Raw genomic sequence first — 19,027 nt, 5'->3', positions numbered from 1 at the left:
TTTCTCTGGACCATGAAAATTTTTGCAAACTTAATACAGAAGCATTGTTTCGTTGCGGCTTCTATCTGTCTGTTCTTGTCAGGATGTGCGGATGACCAAGGTAAGGGGGAAATGCATGCTGCCGTCTCAAGCTGTTTTTCAAAATATCCGCTTGCAAGAGGCACAGCCTACAAACGCTTTAGCTGCATTTATCAGGCACATTCTCAATACGGGCCTGCTGCTATGGGTGATCATTATAATCTTCTCTTGCAGATAGACTTGGCATCCTTGAATGTAGGACAGGACATTGATGAAGGCATTTTGAGCGTAAAAGAAGGTGAAACAGCCCTTCATTGGGTCACGGCCAAAGCCTATTACCAAGCTTCCCACAATATATCGACTGCAAAGAAATAAAAAAGAGGAAGCATTGTCAAAACCATGCTTCCTCTCAAATCTAACTAATCCTATGCCTTACTGTGTTCTGGGCACGATAATTGAATCTGTTGATTTTTTATCAGTATTCAATACAGCAGCACCAGATTGCGTAGAATACGTTGCTGTTGTGGATTGTTGCGGTGTCCGTGGCGGATGGAAAGCCGAAACTGGGCCCAACATGCCACCAGCAGATTTCTGCATCGTGCCTTCAGGCTGACGGGCACAGCCTCGTGTAATAATGGAACAGATACCATCTGTTCCAACCATTTCATCGTTATTACCTGTGTAATGCACATCTGAAACACGATCATGATCCAGACGGATGACCGCAGAACAACTTGTGCCGCCCCCGCCTCCAAGCTGTGCAATTGTTGTTGCAATATCACCAATAGGAATAAGGGTGGAACCACCATAACTCGGCTGTGGCTGTGTTCCTGTGTAAACAAAGATCTGCGTCGTATCGTTAATCTGTTTGGTTGCCGTTGGCAGACCTGCACAGGCTTGCAGATCATAAGAGGTCATCCCGATCATTGTGATCTGCGCTTTATGAGCGGCCCGTGAATCAAAATATCCGCACCCACTCAAACTCACAGAGAGTGAGGCAACCGCGAACAAACCCGCAATACGACACTTCATTTCTTCGACTATCCTCACACTTACCTAAACACTTCTACATAGAAGCGCAGCCATTCTAATTTACTGCGCGCTCTCCACACAATGCACGATGTTAAATAAAGTGTGAACATTTCTTTTCTGATAAATTACGTTCCGGGAGTTATCAATATATCTTTCCTATTGTTACTTGATTTTATAATATTAATAAGAAAATCCTGTTTTTCCTATCTTGCCTTCTTGGTCACTCCCTATCATCATAGGCTTTTCTAAGCGCTGTATGGCAGCAAAACTGTCATACAAAATGGCCTGTATGGCCAAAGGAGAATTTGCTGATCATGCTGGCCCTGTTTCGTCGTAAAGCGCTTATGTGCTCCCCACTTCTTGTTAGCCTTTTTGCGCTAAGCGCCTGTATCAGCCCTGGTCAGCCGCCTGCCCCTCCCTTGCCGGCTTTGGCAAAAGCTGCACCATTTACATCTACTGACGCAAATTTTGTACAACAGCTTAATGAAATGGATCTCACCCATATTGCGTTGGCAAACCTTGCCAAAACCCATTCAGCCCGTAGCGATATCGCGCTTCTCAGCCCGACTATCGTAAAAGATTTGACGGAAAACCATGATACGCTTAGCAAATTGGCAACTGCCCACACTTTAACGTTGCCTGCAAAACCTTCCGCTCAAAACCAAAAGGTCATTGATCGGTTACAGCATCTATATGGCGCAGCGTTTGACAGAAGCTACTCCCGCTATTTCATGAGCAGCACAAACAAGATGACATCTGTCCTTACGGCAGAAATTACAACATCTAAAAATACAGACTTGTTCAAACTCGCTACAGACACCAAAACTAAAATCACAACTTATCAATCACAAATTAAATAAGAAATTTATTGCAATAAAATATACAGTAACAACCTAACCTATCAATCCGCCCGACATGACTGGTCGGGCGGAATTCTTTCTATTACTTCGCGCTTTGCGCCAAGATATTTACATCATAACAGATTTTAAGGCAGTCAGCACAACCCTGTCCGCCACCAGTGCAAGAGTAACAGGAACGCTGGAAGCAATCTGCCCCCTCTCCCATAACTGCAATATGAAACAAAACACCCTGTTGGGCTTCTATGGTTCATTAACCAAAATTACGTCATGCCATTCTAAATGGAATGTATGAATTTGTAAAAGAAGTGCCTCACCGTGGTTTTGGCATCTGCATCACAGTTGCCCCATCGATAAAATTCTAAAAACATTGATTTTTTGAGACTTCTTACCGGAAGCAGGAAACGTTTGCTTCATAGCGTCGTTTTTACACGAAAATACATAATACGATGTTGTTTTGAGGTAAGTATTGCCGTGACGCGTTTCCTGTTGGGAAACCCTGAAATTGAAGAGAGGCAGCTCACTTTGCTTCAAGGAAATATCCCATGTCATCACACTCAATAACGAGAAGGCTGTTCTTGAATGGTATAGCCGTTGGCTTGGCAAGCTACCCTTTTGAGAAGGTCGAAGCAAAAGAACAGCTTTTTGTGGTCGCTCAGTCACCTTTTATTGCCAGCGGCGTTGCTGTCTCGCACGAAGGGGAGATTTTTCTTGGTTTGCCACGGTTCCCCGGTATGGAAAAAACCTTCTCTTTGGCGCGGGTAAATAGTAGCGGTCAGCCAATACCTTTTCCCGGAGGAAGCTGGAATACATGGCAAAAAGGACAAGATGGCACTCGGGCCTTTGTTATGGTGAATGCCATTCATCTTTTTCGCGATAATACACTATGGGTTGTGGATCAGGGAGCCCCCCCAGGCGGCCAGCCACAAGCGGGTGCGCAAAAACTGGTCCAGCTTGATGTAAAAACCGGTCGCATTATCCGTGTGCTCAGTTTTTCTGATGCCATCATGCCGCCCGGTGCGCGGTTCAATGACCTGAGAATACATGGTAATCTGATATTTGTAACAGATAGCGGCCTTGGTGGTGTGATTATCCATAACCTTTCAACCGGAAAAACACTGCGGCGTCTGTCTGGCCAAAAGGTTATGCGGAATGATGGTATTCATCTCCATAAAGGTATAGGTGGGCGTATTCTGGCAGATGGAAACGGAAAGCGCCCTGATACTGCCAGTGATGATATTGAAGTCGATGCCAGCGGAACGTGGTTTTATTTTGCAGTTCCCGCAGGCCCCCTTAAACGCATCAAGGTAGCTGACCTTCTGGATACGGCCCAGACAGATAACCAGCTTGCGCAAAAGGTGGAAATTGTAGCGGAAATTCCCAGTATCGGCGGCACCTGCATGGATACGCACGGAAATTTCTATCTCGCAGATGCAGAAAACAGCCGGATTACCGTGCTTTCACCCCAAGGAAAGCGCGCAACACTGGTGCAGGATGACCGCCTGATTTCTCCGGATGCATTGTTCATAGACCGTCATCGAAGGCTGTATATTCCCTGCCCGCAATTACAGAAGCTCACTTTTTTGAACAACGGTCGGAACGAGGTTCACGCACCGTTTCTGGTTCTTTCCATGCCCTTACCAGAAAGTCTGGACGGAATCTCGCTAGGCGAAGGCGTGGAAGGATGAAAAATATTCGGTCAGGCCACTCATCAGCACTGTGTGTGTTTCTAATGGCTGCAACCTTGTTCTTTAGCCCAGATAGCAAAGCAGCGCCACAGAATGAGCCCATTTATGGGGCTGAATTACAAAGCTTTTCCTACCCGTGGCCTGTTGCGGAATTTTCTTTTCAGTCCCAGCAACAGACGTTACACATGGCCTATATGGATGTTAGGCCGACGCACCCCAATGGGCAGGTTGTTGTGCTTTTGCATGGCAAAAACTTTTGTGCAGCAACATGGGAAAATACAATTCACGTTCTGACGGACCGGGGGTATCGGGTTATTGCTCCAGACCAGATCGGGTTTTGTAAGTCTAGCAAGCCACGGGCCTATCAGTTCAGTTTCGGGCAGCTGGCCAGCAACACCCGTGCCCTACTGGCACATCTGAATATCTCGCAGTTTTCTATGGTTGGTCACTCCACGGGTGGAATGCTGGCCATTCGCTATGCTCTTATGTTCCCACAAGATATTTCCCGGCTGGTTTTGGTTGACCCTGTTGGGTTGGAGGACTGGCAGGCCAAAGGCGTGCCTTATAGAACAGTTGATGCATGGTATGCTCGTGAACGGGGCAAAACGGCCGAGCAGATCCGGGATTACGAACGAAAAGTCTATTATGCCAATGAATGGCGCCCCGACTACGAACCGTGGGTCCAGATGCTTGCTGGCATGTATCGGGGGCCCGATGCTGATCTTGTCGCGTGGAATTCTGCTCTACTTTACGACATGATTGCAACACAGCCAGTTGTTTATGATCTGCCACGCCTCAAGCCCCCAACAACATTGATGATTGGAGATAAAGACGTGACCGCGATCGGAAGTGATGGCGCTCCGCCGGATGTGCGCGCAAAGTTGGGACACTACGCCGAACTGGGCAAGCTAGCTGCCGCAGCTATTCCTGGTGCAAAACTGGTTGAATTTCCTAATGTTGGGCACACGCCCCAGCTACAAGATCCAAACACCTTTCATAAGTTCCTTCTTCAGGCACTGAATTAAATAGCTGGGGTAGCATCATACATCAAAGCCACATATTAGCTGAGGATAGGCCCTACCGCAGGGCCTCCCCATGCTCAGTAAGGTCAAGACCAATTAACTGCTGTTTTTCAGAGGCGCATAGCCCAACAGTCTTTTTAAGGATTGTTAAAATAATCAGGGTCATAACTATGGTGAATACGGCTACAAAAACCGTTACTTCAATTTGAACAAGAAGCTGTTTCCAGTTCCCTTCCAGCACACCTCCCTTGCCTTCTCCCGCAACTGAAGAAGCCGCAAATACACCCGTAAGAATAGCACCCAGTACGCCACCTACCCCATGAATGGCCCATACATCCAGTGCATCGTCAAAATGGAAACGGTGTTTGGGCCAGTTCACAGCCCACAGGCAGGCAACACCTCCTAAAGCCCCAATAATCAGAGCACCTGCTGGCGTTACAAATCCACATCCCGGTGTAATGGCGACCAAACCAGCAATTGCGCCGGAAATGGCTCCAAGCACACTTGGTTTGCCATACATTTTCCATTCTACCACTAACCACGAACACAATGCCGCACAGGCCGCTATTTGCGTATTAAGAATTGCCATGGCGGCTGAAGCATTGGCTCCAAGTGCAGATCCACCGTTAAAACCAAACCACCCTACCCACAACAGGCACCCACCACTTAGGGTGAGGATAAGGTTATGTGGCGCAAGGCTGGTAATGCCATCATCTTTTCTGCGCCCCACCATCAACGCCGTTACCAAGGAAGAAAACCCACTGGTGATATGCACGACAAGCCCACCAGCAAAATCCATGGCGCCCATTGTACCAAACAGACCACCTGGCCCCCATGTCATATGCCCAATGGGCATATAAATCAGCAGGCTCCACGCCGGGGTAAACCACATAGCTGTTGAAAACTTCATACGCTCTGCACAGGCCCCCAGCACCAAAACTGGCGTAATAGCGGCAAAGCTGAGCTCGAACACACAAAAAAGCACTTCAGGAATATTGGGAACACTGTCCAGCACAGACGTAACACTGACATGCTGCAACATGACTTTACTGAGGCCGCCAATAAAGGGTGTGCCGGGCGTAAAGATTAAACTATACCCACACACCACCCACAGAATACTTAATATTGCGCCGCCCGTCATGGTCTGCACGGATATGCTCAGAGCATTCTTTTTTCGGATCATGCCACTGTAAAAAAGAATAACACCCGGCAGCAACATAAGCGTTACCAAAACGGTTGAAACCAATATCCATGCACTATCTCCGCCAGACAATGCTGATGCCGCATCAGCAGCCTGCGCGGAGGCAAATGGCACAAGCCCACAAAGCAGGACAGACAGAAGAAAAATGTAAGGCATAAAGATCAATGCTCCCATTCCTGTATCAGGGCGGCGTAACGATGGTTACATTTGGCTCATATGATGGTGCATGTGCTCTTGAGGGGTAAAATACATGAAAGCCATGTGCGACAGCCCTGCCAAGCCAATGCACACCAACACGGTAAAAACGGCCTTGCGCCAGAAAACTGGCAGTTGCATACGCCGCAAGCTATGGCCGCATGTGTTCTGTTCCGTTGCATGACACGACTGGCTGAAAAAACGCCGTGCAAATTTTGCCGGCAAGAGGCACCCCAGTAACGCAAGCAAGCAACAAATCATGATGCGTCTCTCCCCAGCCTGCCACGCAGGTCAATGCGTGGCAGGCTGATGTATTACTTAGTGTTTTTATTGAGCGCTTTCGCAGCAGCCTGCTTTTGCCAAACAGCTTGCTGTGTTCTTGGCTGGTGCAAGATCAATGCCCGGATTTACGTTAAAGAAACCGGTCGGCATCATCATAAAACCACAGGTTACAACAGGCTGAACGGGAAAATCCTCTGTGCGCACAATGTGGTTGATGCCAAAGGTATGCCACACAACAAGGTTGGTATTCACCAATGACCGGTTCTTCAGCACAAAGGAAGACAAACCATCCGTTCCGTCTGAGCGGTTAGCAAACTCCCCAGTGGGGAAACGTTGCTCCGGGTCACGCGCGGTCACCCACAAATGGTTCTGGTTATAGTTTGCCCGCTTGCCAGATGGAGAGTCCGGGTGCACCATAGGCGTTACCGGGTGTGTCGGCAGGATTTTGTAGGCTGTCGGCTTGCCAACAGAATTCTGTTTATTGGGGTTAATCACTTTCCAGAAACGGTGCGTATCCTGATTAGCCTTACGGCAGGCCTCCAGCTCGGATTTCAGAACCGTTTCTTCTGCATAAAATGCATTACCGTATGGGTTTGTGGGGCCTTGTGGTTCTGCATATGTATTAACTTCGGTTACACTGTTTCCAGGGCCATCCAGGGCCATATCCATACGGGCACAGAAAATGTGCTGGTGGATCTGACCTGCAACACCGGGTGAGACCTCATTGGCATATTTTCCGGGCTGGCCTGGTTCACAACCATTGGTATTGATAATACCAGTAGCCTTGGCCTCGAATTCGATGTTCCCGTCGGTAAAGAGATACCAGTTAAAGGAATAATCGTAATTGGCCACTGTTGCCACACACGAAATAACCAATTTACGCCCACGGCGGCTTTCGCAATGGTTGGTACGGAAATCAGTATGTTTCCATAGCAAACCATTGTCTTCTTCATGAATGCAGATGGCATTCTTAATGGTCATCACCTCACCGGACATGGTGTTCATGTGCCCATCAAGATATTCGATCACCCCCAGACAATCGCAGCCCAGTTCGAGCGAATTGGCAAGCTTGCCCACACCATATTCACCAATATCAAAAACATGCTTTTTGAAATGGGAATTATCTGGTGAACCATAAGGCACCACCATTTCCACAATAGAAGCACGGTTTATAAGGGGGCGGCCGTTATAGCTTATGTCATGCAAGGTTAGGGCTTCACGCGCATTGAAGCCAATACGAACTTTCCACAAGTCCCATTCTAGTTCATGACCTTTGAGAGAAAATGAAACCCCTTCCGGCTGAACAATGTTCAACGGCTTAAAAGGTTGGCGTGGTTCTTTGATAAACTGCGCCTCGTAATTGATACAGGTAGACGGAATGGGAACAGGATTGCGGTCTTCAATCCGCAGCACCTCACCGGTGCGTAGGTCTGCCAGTACGTTCAACCCTTCTACGGGGTGAGCATAGAAATTGTCATCAGGAAAAGCTCTTACCCACACAAATGCATTGCAGAGCAACCGATCTTCCGTGCCGGGAAAATCAGCAAATAGACCGGGAGACCAAGGGTCCACACAAACCAAAGACATATCCGTAATGCCGCGTTTGTGGCAGGCATCAATAAAACCCGGATCAGCTTTAACCAGATCTTCAAAAGCATCAAATTGCTCTAATTGAAGCATGGGCTGTGCATCGGGAAACGCCCGAACATCAACAATTTTACCGGCAGTAAGAGAGACTGTAACCCTTGTTACCCCCAGTTTGTTATTGAAGAAGACATTAACATGCGCCAGACGTGGCAAGCTTTCACCGGGTGCAAGAGCGCGCAATATTTCCGGATCTGGCTCCACAATCATCATGGTTTCGAAAAGCGCATGTTCGCCAAATCGTGCATCTGATTTTACAATACGAACGACAGCGCGAATTTCATCAGGGTTCAACGGGTCGAGTGGGTAACTGAAAGTCTCATTGGATGATGACTGGCAGGATGAATGGCCCATTATGATCACAAATCCCTGTTCTGGTTCTATTACAGTTATGTCCCTCGGGCAGATTGCCGGCGGGAAACCGGGCAAACTTCCCCTCCGTTGCAAAAATTGAAGGGCAGCATGTCTTTCCGGCGATGGAATGACTGTAAGGATGAACGTATCGATGTGGTAATGACATAATGCGCCATTCCAGTGGCATTTTGCGCCAAGACCCACGCAAGGAAATTGCCATGCCTCCGTTGACGAAATATTTTGAAATTGCATCCAGCCCTGTGCCTGTCATGCGCACGTCTATTCTGATGCTTATTATCAATGCCCTGCGTGATGCGGGCATAGACCCGCGAGAGTTGCTGGCACGGAACGGCATTGATCCGGATATTGCAAAAGAGTCATACAGCGTTGTTGAAATGGAACGCTATCTCAACCTGTTTGAGGAAGTTTCGGCCCTGGAAGGCAATAAAGCACTTGGCTTTGAACTTGGCCTTACCTGCACCCCCGGCCAGATTGGACCACTTGGATTGCTTTTTCAGGCGCTTCCAACATTACGCAAAGCAGTGCTGGCGTTTGGGAACTACCTTTTTGCTGTACAGAGCCATTCTTCTCTAACCCTGAACTCGGACAATGACATTGCAGAGATAATATACAGCCTTGATGTGCCACAGCACTGGCCATGCCAGCAGGATGTGGAGTTAACTCTTGCTCTGCTCATTAACCTGATTCGTGAACGGCTTGGGTCCCAATGGCGTCCTATACAGGTTGATTTCATGCATGCACCGGGCAAAAAAGCCGCCATGATCCGCAGGCGTATTGGCTGCCCTATTTTCTATCGTCAGCCCCATAACCGCATTTTATTTGATGAACAGGACCTTGATGACCGACGCACAATGACAGACCCAGATCTGATCCGGATATTAGAACGCCATGTTTGTGACCTGATTGGGGAGGAATATGCTGCCCAGCCTTTCATCTCTACAGTTATGCTGGCAATCCGTCGTTGTATTCTGGCTGGCAATCCTTCTCTGGCATCTGTTGCACGTGCGCTTTACACCAGCCCACGCACATTGCAGCGCCTGCTCGCGCGTGAGAACACAACTTTTCGCAGTATGCTTGATGCCTCCCGCAAAGAACTAGCCAATATTTTTGAACAGCGTGATGGGCTGAACCGAGATACATTAGCGTACCGTATCGGGTATAGTGATGGAAGCAGCCTATCACGCAGCCGAAAGAGATGGAAAAAATAACTCTAAAGTTATCTCAAAACTGTGGCGCACGCTGCATCATGAGGCAAATCCATACCGTAAACATCACTATACCGTGAAGAAAATGCCTCACGTTCCAATCTCTCGCAATAATCAAGATATCTTATCAAAGCGCGTTCGGCGCGCATTGTGCGGCCATAAAGTCGTTTGTAATGCTGCCAGAGCATCATCACATTAACTGACCATGCATCATAGGCATGTGCTGCCACCCTTTCCCGGATAGTGGCAGGAAGTGCATCAAATGCTGCCCAGTCATCACCTGCATATCTTCTCCACATCTCATGCCGTAATGTCCGCTCATTATCGGCCATAACCTTACGCATCCGCCATTTCTCCTTGCCCCCAAACCGGGAATGGGTCAGGCAGATGGGCGAACAGCAATGGATTGAACTGCTGCTCATCAAACTCCGGCACAAGGCAGGCATCCAGGGCTGCGCCAATAGCGACATCATCCATCTCTGCCGTGCCAATAAACACAATTTCCTGCCGGCGATCCCCATAAACAGGGTTCCATTTCGACAGGATCATATCCTGCCACTCATCACTATCTGGCCACTGATTTTTGGGAATAGTTACCCACCAGCGGCCCATAGCTTGCGTGCGCACCAGTGCACCTGCCTGCCCAAGTTCACCCACCCATTGTGGGCGCGTTGCCAGCCAGAAATGCCCCTTCGCCCGGATTACACCTGGCCACATAGAATCTATGAAGGCTTTAAACCGTTCCGGCACCAGTGGGCGGCGGGCACGCCAGACAAAAGTGTGAATGCCATATTCCTCTGTCTCGGGAACATGCTGCTTAAATTCGAATAACTCTTTGTACCATAGCGGATGTTTATGGGCCCGATCATAATCGAACCGGTGTGTATCCAGAATGCGCGCACAAGGCACAATACCCTGATCCGTTTCGATAATGTCCGCATCGGCATTAAGAGCCTGAACAACCTGCCGCGCAGCCTCACGCTGCGCAGGTGTTGCGGTGGAAACCTTGTTCAGAACCACAACATCCGCGAACTCAATCTGCTCCACCAGCAGATCGACCAATGCCCTGTCGTCACCCTCACCTGCTGTTTCGCCCCGGTCACGCAGAAAATCTGTTGATGCATAATCTTTCAACAGATTAACGGCATCCACCACCGTCACCATCGTATCCAGCCGTGCAATATCAGACAAACTCTCGCCTGCTTCGTCACGAAATTCGAATGTCGCCGCAACCGGAAGAGGTTCCGCAATCCCGGTCGATTCAATCAGCAGGTAATCGAAGCGCCCCTGTTCTGCGAGCCGCCGGACTTCCTGCAACAGATCATCACGCAACGTGCAGCAGATGCAGCCATTGCTCATCTCCACAAGTGTTTCGTTTGTGCGGGATAGATCGCTGCCGTCACGCACCAGATCCGCATCAATATTTACGTCGCTCATGTCATTGACGATCACCGCGACTTTCCGGCCTTCGCGGTTATTAAGCACATGGTTAAGTAGCGTTGTTTTTCCTGCCCCCAGAAAGCCGGAAAGGACTGTTACCGGAAGTCTTTCTTGCATGACGGACACCATTCATTCGGTTACGATCCGCCAAATCTATATGTTATGTTATAATATAACAATACCTGAAAAAGGTTATCATGAGATAGGCCCGATTACCCTGACAGTTTTTGCCGTTCCAGCACCTTTCCTTTAAAATCAGCACTTAGGCTCTTTGAGATAAATGAACTTGCAACAATTTAGGGCCTGTTAGGGCTTGATCCAACCTGCTGCTGCAGCGATTGTGGATAACCGCGAGGAAAGACGTTGCTGTTTTTTTTGTATCTTGTTGCAACAGCCCGCCCCTAAGGACCCAGTTCAGCGGGGATACTCCGCCATTTCGCGCCATTCTCATGATGTTAGAAGATTGCTGTTATCGTGCGCCGCACATTATGTGGCAGCGTCTTACCCCTCGGGCGAACTACCTCAATGAGAGGTTTCCTAATCGCCCATGTCTCGTCCGTAAAAGTGTCAGTTTCGTCTTCTTCTTCCTTCCATACAATATAGGAGGAATTTCAAGATCTAATAAGCCCTAGTTAAACTCTGCCAATTAACTGTCAGAAGCGGAACAGAAATAGGCTCCCCAGTGTTCAACTTCGTGACACATAGTAGAACCATTTAGGTTATTCTGCCCAGCCCAAGAGAAATATCACGCCTCTCTAAATCTTTTTCACCATAAAAAATGAAAGCTTCCTTTTAAATAAAAAGAGCTTTCAGAAAACGATGGGATGTTATGGTGCGCGTGGATAATCGGTATAACCTTCTGCCCCCTGCGTGTACCAAGTGCGAATATCATCTTTGTTCAGAGGAAGGTTATCTTCCAGACGATGCACCAGATCGGGATTGGCGAGGAAAGGCCGCCCGAAGGCAATGGCGTCAGCCACACCGGTTGCAACTGCGTCAATCGCTTCCTCCCGTGTGTAATCTTGATTCAGAACCAGCGGTTTCGTAAAGACTTTGCGGATCGGACCATGCAGCTTCGGCTGATCGGTCTTGCCGAATGTGCCATTGGGCCCGGGTTCACGCAGTTCGAGAAAAGCAATATCGAGATCGTTCAGAAGCTTTGCTGCGGGCACAAAAACCTGCTCTGGGTGACTGTCGATACAACCCTGTGTGTCACCATTTGGTGAAAGTCTTACAGACGTTCTGTCTGCGCCAATCGTGGCGATTACCCGTTCCGTAACTTCACGCAAGAAGCGTATCCGGTTTTCAGGAGACCCACCATATTCATCGGAACGATGATTGGTGCCGTCCCGCAGGAATTCATCAATCAGATAACCATTGGCTGCATGAATCTGAACGCCATCAAAGCCAGCCTGAAGCGCATTACGTGCAGCTTTTTCGTAATCGTTCAGGATACGCGCGATGTCATCCTTGGTAAGGGGACGAGCAATTTCGGGCGCCTGCTTGCCCTCGTAAGTATGCAATGGCTCAGGCGCTTTTGTCGCCGATGAGGAAACTGGTTGCTGGCCCGTCACACTGGAATGCACCATGCGCCCCATGTGCCAGAGCTGGGCCACAATCTTTCCGCTCTTTGCATGTACGGCTGCTGTAACTGGCTTCCAGGCTTCCACCTGGTCTTGCGACCACAGGCCCGGCGCATAGGGCCATCCAAGACCTTCCTGGCTGATGCCGGTTGCTTCCGAAATAATCAGGCCTGCGCTGGCACGCTGCGCATAATATTCGGCCATGATAGGTGTCGGAACATGCTCACAGGTTGCTCTGCCGCGCGTCAGCGGCGCCATAAGAATTCTGTTTTTGGCGTAAATGCTTCCCAGTTTAATCGGCTCAAACAGGCTGGGCATGACAGATCCTTCCTATAAAGACGCGGTTCTTATGAATTGGGGAAGTCTCTCGTCGATTACAACAGAAAGCTTCCCGCAGCTCATGTTTGTGTAATCACCACCCCTGTTCAGTGGGCAGAACGAACAGTTCTGCAACATCCATCCGAGAAGGGGCTTTCAGTGCAAACAGGATCGTGTCAGCAATGTCCTCACCATCCAGATAGGTCATGGATGCTGCCAGATCATCCATCTGCTTGCGGTAGGAGGCATCTGTAATCTGCTCGTACAGTTCGGACTTCACCGCTCCCGGCTGGATACAGGTCACGCGGATATTGTGCTTTGGCCCGATTTCCATCCGGAGCCCATCGGAAAACGCCGTGACAGCGGCCTTGGTAGCGCAGTAAACGGCCAGACCGGTAAAAACTTTCCGGCCCGCAATTGAAGACATATTGAAGATATGGCCCGAATGCTGTGCGATCATCTGTGGGAGTACCGCTGCCGTTGCATTGAGAACTTCTGATATATTGACGTCCACCATGCGCTTCCATTCGTCCACCTTCAGGCTATCAACGCTGGACAAAGGCATCAGGCCCGCATTGTTGACCAGCACATCAATCCTGCCAAATTGAGTGATAAGTGCATCAGTCGCGGCTTTGCATGACGCAGGATCCGTTACGTCGGTTGGAAGAGCAATGGCTTTGCCTCATACCCCGGTAATTTCCGCCGCCAATGCGTCGAGACGCTCCTTGCGCCGTGCCGCCAGACCGACGACAACACCTTCTGCCGCAAGTTTGCGTGCTGTTGCAGCACCAATTCCACTGGAAGCTCCTGTAACAAGGGCAACCTTACCTCTGATGCTCATGATAATCTCCACATGTTCCGTTTAAAAATGACAGGGAAAAGATGTAGAGACTACGGACGAAGGCTTCTCTCGCCCTTTTGCTGAAACCATTGTGATTTTGCGCTTCCATGAGATAATCGGGTTAACTCGCAACATGCCTGAAAGGCAAACCGGATGCTTCACCCGCAGCATTCTTCCCTTCGTGCTGCCAGTTATGCCCTGGAGGATCGCATTCCGGGACGGAAAATCGGGCAAAGCCAGGGGGATGCCTGGAAAGAGGCTGAGGCACAGATATTCCGCCGGGCGCAGCAGGAAGATGAGGTGCTGGTTCCTGCCGTCGCCGAGCCTTTGCTTGTGTGGGTGATTTCTGGAAATGCGCGAATTGAAGAACGCGAACTGACAGGTGAATGGACGAAAAGTGGGGCCAGAACCGGATCATTCTTCCTGACACAAACCGATGCGCCTTACCTCATGCGCTGGCAGGCCCGTCCGGAATACCCGTTTGAAGTCCTGCATCTCTATCTGGGGCTGACTTTGGTGAACCGCGCTGCCCGATCTTTGGGGCTTAACCCATTGCGGCTCCGTATGCGTGATATTTCCGGTGTTCAGGATACGTTTATATCTGGCGTTCTGACAGGTCTGACGGCTGAGCTACAGAAGCCTCTGTTGGCCAGTCCTTTATTTGTGAACGGACTTTTAGAAAGTCTGACCATCCACCTTTTGCGCAATTATGCAAATACACATGTTACACGTACGCCCAAACCTGCACAGCTCCCAGCTTGGAAACTTCGCAAGGCACTTGATCATATGGAGGCACATCTCGCCGAACCATTTGATCTGGATGTTCTGGCCGCTTTGTGCGGGATGGGCCGGTTTCATTTCAGCCGATCATTTCACAACACCATGGGACAAAGCCCGTCACGCTGGTTTGTGCGGCGACGTGTTGAACATGCGAAGGAACTTTTGTGCCAGAGCGATCAATCCATCATCGAGATCGCCCTGACCATCGGTTATGAGAGCCCGAGCCATTTTGCACAGGTGTTTCGCAGGGAAACAGGTGTTAGCCCACGTGATTACAGGAAGCTATAACTCAAGAAATGAGAAGGAACACGGTTGCGGCGAGATGTGCTATAAGAAACACTTGATAAAACCCCAGTATTATCCTGCACGCAAACTAAAGCAGGTGATCTCAGGCGGTATGCCCAGCCGAAGCGCAAAGCCTGGCCACAGCCCGGTACCGTTACTGACGTAAAGCGTCATGCCATTCACATCGTAGCGCCCGGATACAAATCCGTTATTCCTGAATTGCCCCGGGTTTTGTGGAGACGTTTTTTATCTGATTTAAGCGGCTAATGCATGTGATTTCTGTTGTGCATAAAAGCGTGCCTCAGCTTCTGCTGGCGGGATGTTTCCAATGGAGGACAGGAGCCGCCGATTATTGAACCAGTCGACCCATTTAAGTGTTGCCAGTTCAACAGCTTCCCTGTTTTTCCATGGCCCCTGCCGATAGATGAGTTCGGTTTTGTAAAGTCCGTTAATGGTCTCTGCCAAGGCGTTATCATAGGAATCCCCAACACTGCCGACAGAAGCAACGAGCCCCGCTTCAGCCAGTCTTTGCGTGTAGCGAATGGACACATATTGACAGCCGCGGTCGGAATGGTGGGTCACTTTTCCCTCAGGCTGCCTCTGGCACAGAGCCTGCTCAAGGGCATCCAGTACGAAGTCGGTATGAGCCGTTGAGGAGACACGCCAACCCACAATAACCCGTGCAAAGACGTCAATGATGAAGGCCACATAAACAAAGCCCTGCCAAGTGGAAACATACGTGAAATCCGAAACCCACAGTCTGTTGGGGGCAGGAGCATGAAACTGGCGCTGCACCAGATCCTGCGGACACGGACGTTGCGGATCAGGCCGTGTGGTTCTGACCCCCTTGCCACGAATGACGCCTTTCAGCCCCATCCGGCGCATCAGCCGCTCTACCGTGCAGCGGGCGACATCCACGCCTTCACGTCTGAGCTGATGCCAGACCTTGCGCGCTCCATAGACGCAGAAATTATTATTCCACACTCTACGGATGTCATCGCACAGTTCTTTGTCTTTCTGGCTGCGCACACACGGATTTTTCTGTCTGGCAACAGTTGCATAATAGGCAGATGGTGCAATCGACAGAACCCTGCAGATTGACCCGACACCATATGTCTGCCGGTGCTCCTCAATGAAGCGTGTCATGGCTTGAAGATGCGGTCGAGCTCCGCCTGGGCAAAATATGCCGACGCCTTACGCAGGATTTCATTGGCCTGCCGCAATTCGCGGTTCTCTCGCTCCAGTTGCCTGATCTTCTCTCGATCAGGCAGGTCACTCACCGCAGGCGCATTGGCACGTTCATGCAGACGGGTCCATTTTGACAGCGTGTCAGGATGAATATCCAGCTTTGGCGCTATCATCATCACTGCAGACCACCGCGAAGGATGGTTCTTCTCTTCCTCCAGAACCATGCGGGCTGCACGGTCACGAAACTCAGGCGGAAAACGCTTCGATTTATTGCTCATGAATTCTTCTTACCTCACGGGTCTTTCTGTCTCCACAAAACCCGGGGCAATTCACTGTGGTGGCGGCTATTCCATGATCTCCGGCGCGCTTCTGGGCTGCTCGACGGCGTGCAACAAGGGCACCTGCGACAACCGGACCAATATGCGCCGCGAGGAACTGGAGCGGCGCGTCCTCGACGCCCTGCGTCACCACCTGATGGATCCGGACCTGTTCGCCGAGTTCTGCACGGCCTTCACCACCGAGATGAACCGGCTGCGCATGGAGGCTTCCGCCGACATCGGCGCGGCTGAATCAGAACTGAAGCGCGTCGAGCGCGACATCCAGCGCCTGATGGATCTCTACCTTTCAGAAGCGATTTCCATCGAGACGGTCAAAGAGCGCGGATCGAAGCTCGAAGCCCGCAAGGCGGAACTCAGGGACTTCCTCGCGAACGCCGAAGCGCCCCCGCCCCTGCTCCATCCACAGATGGCGGAGTTCTACCACCGGCAGCTCGCACGGCTGCACGACATGCTGCATTCCGAGCTGGACGAGAAACGCCAGGAGGCGGCCGAGGTGATCCGCTCGCTGATCGAGGCCATCATCCTCACGCCATCCGACAAAGGCCTCCAGATCGATGTCCGGGGCGATCTGGCTGGCATCCTGACGGTGGCGTCGGGCAGCGGACAAACGAAAACCCCAGCCCGTTTCCGGGCTGGGGTTCGTGATGCGTTCGCATCGCAAGTTCAGATGGTTGCGGGGGCAGGATTTGAACCTGCGGCCTTCAGGTTATGAGCCTGACGAGCTACCGGGCTGCTCCACCCCGCGGTTGTAAGTGTGTTGAAATTTGTATGGGTAAGATTTGGGTAGGGTGGATTGGAAGACCTGGCGGCGACCGACTTTCCCGTGGCTTAAGCCACAGTATCATAGGCGCTGGGGGTTTTCACGGCCGAGTTCGGGATGGGATCGGGTGGATCTCTCCCCGCCATGGCCACCAGGTCATCCAGTCCACCCTGTAAGGGGTGTGTGGAGGACGGTTGGTTATGAAGAAGTAGGCGATATATGGATGATTTCTGTGCACGGGCTGTCCTTTTAAGGGGACAGTAAGAGAGTGAGCCTATTGGGTGATTAGGACCAGTTAGCTGCACGCGTTACCGCGCTTTCACACCTGGCCTATTAACGTGGTGGTCTACCACGACCCTCAGGGAGACCTAGTTTTGAGGTGGGTTTCCCGCTTAGATGCTTTCAGCGGTTATCCCTTCCATACTTAGCTACCCGGCGGTGCCGCTGGCGCGACAACCGGTGCACCAGAGGTATGTTCATCCCGGTCCTCTCGTACTAGGGACAAATCCTCTCAAGTCTCCAACATCCACGGCAGATAGGGACCGAACTGTCTCACGACGTTCTAAACCCAGCTCACGTACCACTTTAATCGGCGAACAGCCGAACCCTTGGGACCTGCTCCAGCCCCAGGATGTGATGAGCCGACATCGAGGTGCCAAACCTCCCCGTCGATGTGGACTCTTGGGGGAGATCAGCCTGTTATCCCTAGAGTACCTTTTATCCGTTGAGCGATGGCCCTTCCACGCGGGACCACCGGATCACTATGGCCGACTTTCGTCTCTGCTCGAGCTGTCACTCTCGCAGTCAGGCGGGCTTATGCCATTGCACTCAACAGCCGGTTTCCGACCGGCCTGAGCCCACCATCGCGCGCCTCCGTTACACTTTGGGAGGCGACCGCCCCAGTCAAACTGCCCACCATACAGGGTCCCGGATCAGGCTAACTGACCACGGTTAGACATCAGAAAAATTCAGGGTGGTATTTCAAGGATGGCTCCACAGGAACTGGCGCCCCTGCTTCAAAGCCTCCCACCTATCCTACACAGAATGTCTCTGATGCCACTGTAAAGCTGCAGTAAAGGTTCATAGGGTCTTTCCGTCTGACCGCGGATACCCCGCATCTTCACGGGGAATTCAATTTCGCTGAGCCGATGCTGGAGACAGCGGGGAAGTCGTTACGCCATTCGTGCAGGTCGGAACTTACCCGACAAGGAATTTCGCTACCTTAGGACCGTTATAGTTACGGCCGCCGTTTACCGGGGCTTCAATTCAGTGCTCTCACACCTCCTCTTAACCTTCCGGCACCGGGCAGGCGTCAGACCCTATACGTCGTCTTTCGACTTCGCAGAGTCCTGTGTTTTTAATAAACAGTCGCTACCCCCTGGTCTGTGCCACCCGCCAATGGTTGCCCACCAACGGGTCTCGCTTATCCCGAAGTTACACGAGCAATTTGCCTAGTTCCTTCAGCATCGTTCTCTCAAGCGCCTTGGTATTCTCTACCAGTCCACCTGTGTCGGTTTCGGGTACGGTCTATACGCCAGAGCTATTTCCTGGAATGCTCCAAAAGCCAGATCAATCCGTTAAGACCTGACAACATATCGCATTCGTCACTTCTGGCAGGTACAGGAATATTCACCTGTTTCCCATCGACTACGGCTCTCGCCCTCGCCTTAGGGGCCGACTAACCCTGCGTGGATTAACCTTGCGCAGGAACCCTTGGACTTTCGGCGACAGTGTTTCTCGCACTGTTTGTCGCTACTCATGTCAGCATTCGCACTTCCGATATCTCCAGAGAGGGTCACCCCGTCTCCTTCACTGACTTACGGAACGCTCCGCTACCGCGCATATCATAGATATGCACCCACAGCTTCGGCACGTGGCTTGAGCCCCGTTACATTTTCGGCGCAGGGTTTCTATTAGACCAGTGAGCTATTACGCTTTCTTTAAAGGATGGCTGCTTCTAAGCCAACCTCCTGGT

General features: G+C 50.7%; 14 protein-coding genes, 1 tRNA gene, 2 rRNA genes, 2 pseudogenes and 1 other annotated feature (1 of these 20 only partly in view). Of the genes and pseudogenes, 6 read left to right on the top strand and 13 right to left on the bottom strand.

Annotation, left to right across the window (positions count from 1 at the left end; all coding sequences use genetic code 11):
* Positions 1-12: 12 nt before the first annotated feature.
* The gene (locus FCN51_RS25200; protein ID WP_259330869.1) at positions 13-393 is read left to right on the top strand and encodes a hypothetical protein; all 381 of its coding nucleotides are present in this window, start codon (positions 13-15) and stop codon (positions 391-393) included.
* Positions 394-450: 57 nt separating this feature from the next.
* Here the strand turns inward: FCN51_RS25200 and FCN51_RS25195 are convergent, their stop codons facing one another.
* Entirely contained in the window at positions 451-945 is a 495-nt protein-coding gene (locus tag FCN51_RS25195; RefSeq protein ID WP_004449792.1) for a hypothetical protein, read from the bottom strand.
* A gap of 419 nt (positions 946-1,364) precedes the next feature.
* Here FCN51_RS25195 and FCN51_RS25190 point away from each other — a divergent pair, with 419 nt between their 5' ends.
* The 3 genes from FCN51_RS25190 to FCN51_RS25180 all read left to right on the top strand — a co-directional run bounded on the left by FCN51_RS25190 (position 1,365) and on the right by FCN51_RS25180 (position 4,620).
* Entirely contained in the window at positions 1,365-1,910 is a 546-nt protein-coding gene (locus FCN51_RS25190) for a DUF4142 domain-containing protein (RefSeq protein ID WP_310256641.1), read from the top strand.
* A gap of 542 nt (positions 1,911-2,452) precedes the next feature.
* Complete coding sequence (locus tag FCN51_RS25185) at positions 2,453-3,595, top strand: SMP-30/gluconolactonase/LRE family protein (protein ID WP_310256638.1); 1,143 nt, start codon at positions 2,453-2,455, stop codon at positions 3,593-3,595.
* Positions 3,592-4,620 (top strand): alpha/beta fold hydrolase, encoded by a 1,029-nt coding sequence (locus tag FCN51_RS25180; RefSeq protein ID WP_310256636.1) that lies wholly within the window; start codon positions 3,592-3,594, stop codon positions 4,618-4,620. Before FCN51_RS25185 ends, FCN51_RS25180 begins: the two co-directional genes overlap by 4 nt.
* 52 nt (positions 4,621-4,672) lie before the next feature.
* On the opposite strand, the gene FCN51_RS25175 is transcribed toward FCN51_RS25180, so the two are convergent.
* Positions 4,673-5,974, bottom strand: coding sequence for an ammonium transporter (locus FCN51_RS25175; protein ID WP_310256633.1), 1,302 nt, complete (start codon positions 5,972-5,974; stop codon positions 4,673-4,675).
* A 366-nt stretch (positions 5,975-6,340) separates the two neighbouring features.
* Positions 6,341-8,293, bottom strand: a complete 1,953-nt coding sequence (locus FCN51_RS25170; RefSeq protein ID WP_310256631.1) for a primary-amine oxidase — start codon at positions 8,291-8,293, stop codon at positions 6,341-6,343.
* A 167-nt stretch (positions 8,294-8,460) separates the two neighbouring features.
* Here FCN51_RS25170 and FCN51_RS25165 point away from each other — a divergent pair, with 167 nt between their 5' ends.
* Positions 8,461-9,522 (top strand): AraC family transcriptional regulator, encoded by a 1,062-nt coding sequence (locus tag FCN51_RS25165; protein ID WP_310256629.1) that lies wholly within the window; start codon positions 8,461-8,463, stop codon positions 9,520-9,522.
* Between the two features lie 8 nt (positions 9,523-9,530).
* On the opposite strand, the gene FCN51_RS25160 is transcribed toward FCN51_RS25165, so the two are convergent.
* From FCN51_RS25160 to FCN51_RS25140, 4 genes and pseudogenes are all read right to left on the bottom strand, one after another.
* Positions 9,531-9,863 (bottom strand): DUF6525 family protein, encoded by a 333-nt coding sequence (locus FCN51_RS25160; protein WP_310256626.1) that lies wholly within the window; start codon positions 9,861-9,863, stop codon positions 9,531-9,533.
* A complete protein-coding gene (locus FCN51_RS25155) occupies positions 9,856-11,088 on the bottom strand; it encodes a GTP-binding protein (protein WP_310256622.1) in 1,233 nt (410 codons plus the stop codon). The genes FCN51_RS25160 and FCN51_RS25155 overlap by 8 nt, the downstream gene beginning before the upstream one ends.
* Before the next feature lie 698 nt (positions 11,089-11,786).
* Positions 11,787-12,860, bottom strand: a complete 1,074-nt coding sequence (locus tag FCN51_RS25145; RefSeq protein WP_310256618.1) for an alkene reductase — start codon at positions 12,858-12,860, stop codon at positions 11,787-11,789.
* Positions 12,861-12,954: 94 nt separating this feature from the next.
* A pseudogene (locus FCN51_RS25140) lies at positions 12,955-13,713 on the bottom strand (SDR family oxidoreductase).
* Between the two features lie 141 nt (positions 13,714-13,854).
* Here FCN51_RS25140 and FCN51_RS25135 point away from each other — a divergent pair.
* Positions 13,855-14,769, top strand: coding sequence for a helix-turn-helix domain-containing protein (locus FCN51_RS25135; protein WP_310256615.1), 915 nt, complete (start codon positions 13,855-13,857; stop codon positions 14,767-14,769).
* A gap of 69 nt (positions 14,770-14,838) precedes the next feature.
* On the opposite strand, the pseudogene FCN51_RS25130 reads toward FCN51_RS25135, so the two are convergent.
* From FCN51_RS25130 to FCN51_RS25105, 6 genes and pseudogenes are all read right to left on the bottom strand, one after another.
* Positions 14,839-14,979, bottom strand: a pseudogene (locus FCN51_RS25130) (transmembrane phosphoesterase); the annotation flags it as partial.
* A 42-nt stretch (positions 14,980-15,021) separates the two neighbouring features.
* Positions 15,022-16,232 (bottom strand): IS3 family transposase gene (locus FCN51_RS25125; RefSeq protein ID WP_096884248.1). Its coding sequence is split into 2 segments (ribosomal slippage): positions 15,022-15,947 and positions 15,947-16,232, totalling 1,212 coding nucleotides; the frame shifts between segments, so codons are not numbered across the junction.
* Positions 15,838-15,954, bottom strand: a sequence feature (AL1L pseudoknot). Its footprint overlaps the gene before it by 117 nt.
* Positions 16,233-16,578: 346 nt before the next feature.
* Positions 16,579-16,899, bottom strand: coding sequence for a hypothetical protein (locus tag FCN51_RS27155; RefSeq protein WP_029336036.1), 321 nt, complete (start codon positions 16,897-16,899; stop codon positions 16,579-16,581).
* Positions 16,900-16,960: 61 nt separating this feature from the next.
* Positions 16,961-17,037 (bottom strand) — tRNA-Met (locus FCN51_RS25115).
* A gap of 55 nt (positions 17,038-17,092) precedes the next feature.
* Positions 17,093-17,208, bottom strand: a 5S ribosomal RNA gene (rrf, locus tag FCN51_RS25110).
* A 108-nt stretch (positions 17,209-17,316) separates the two neighbouring features.
* Positions 17,317-19,027, bottom strand: a 23S ribosomal RNA gene (locus FCN51_RS25105); it runs 1,032 nt beyond the window's last position.

It is taken from the genome of Acetobacter pasteurianus, assembly GCF_009914215.2.
GTDB lineage: Bacteria > Pseudomonadota > Alphaproteobacteria > Acetobacterales > Acetobacteraceae > Acetobacter > Acetobacter pasteurianus.
The sequence above is the reverse complement of the archived record's forward strand: the minus strand, read 5'-3'. Positions and strand labels throughout refer to the sequence as shown.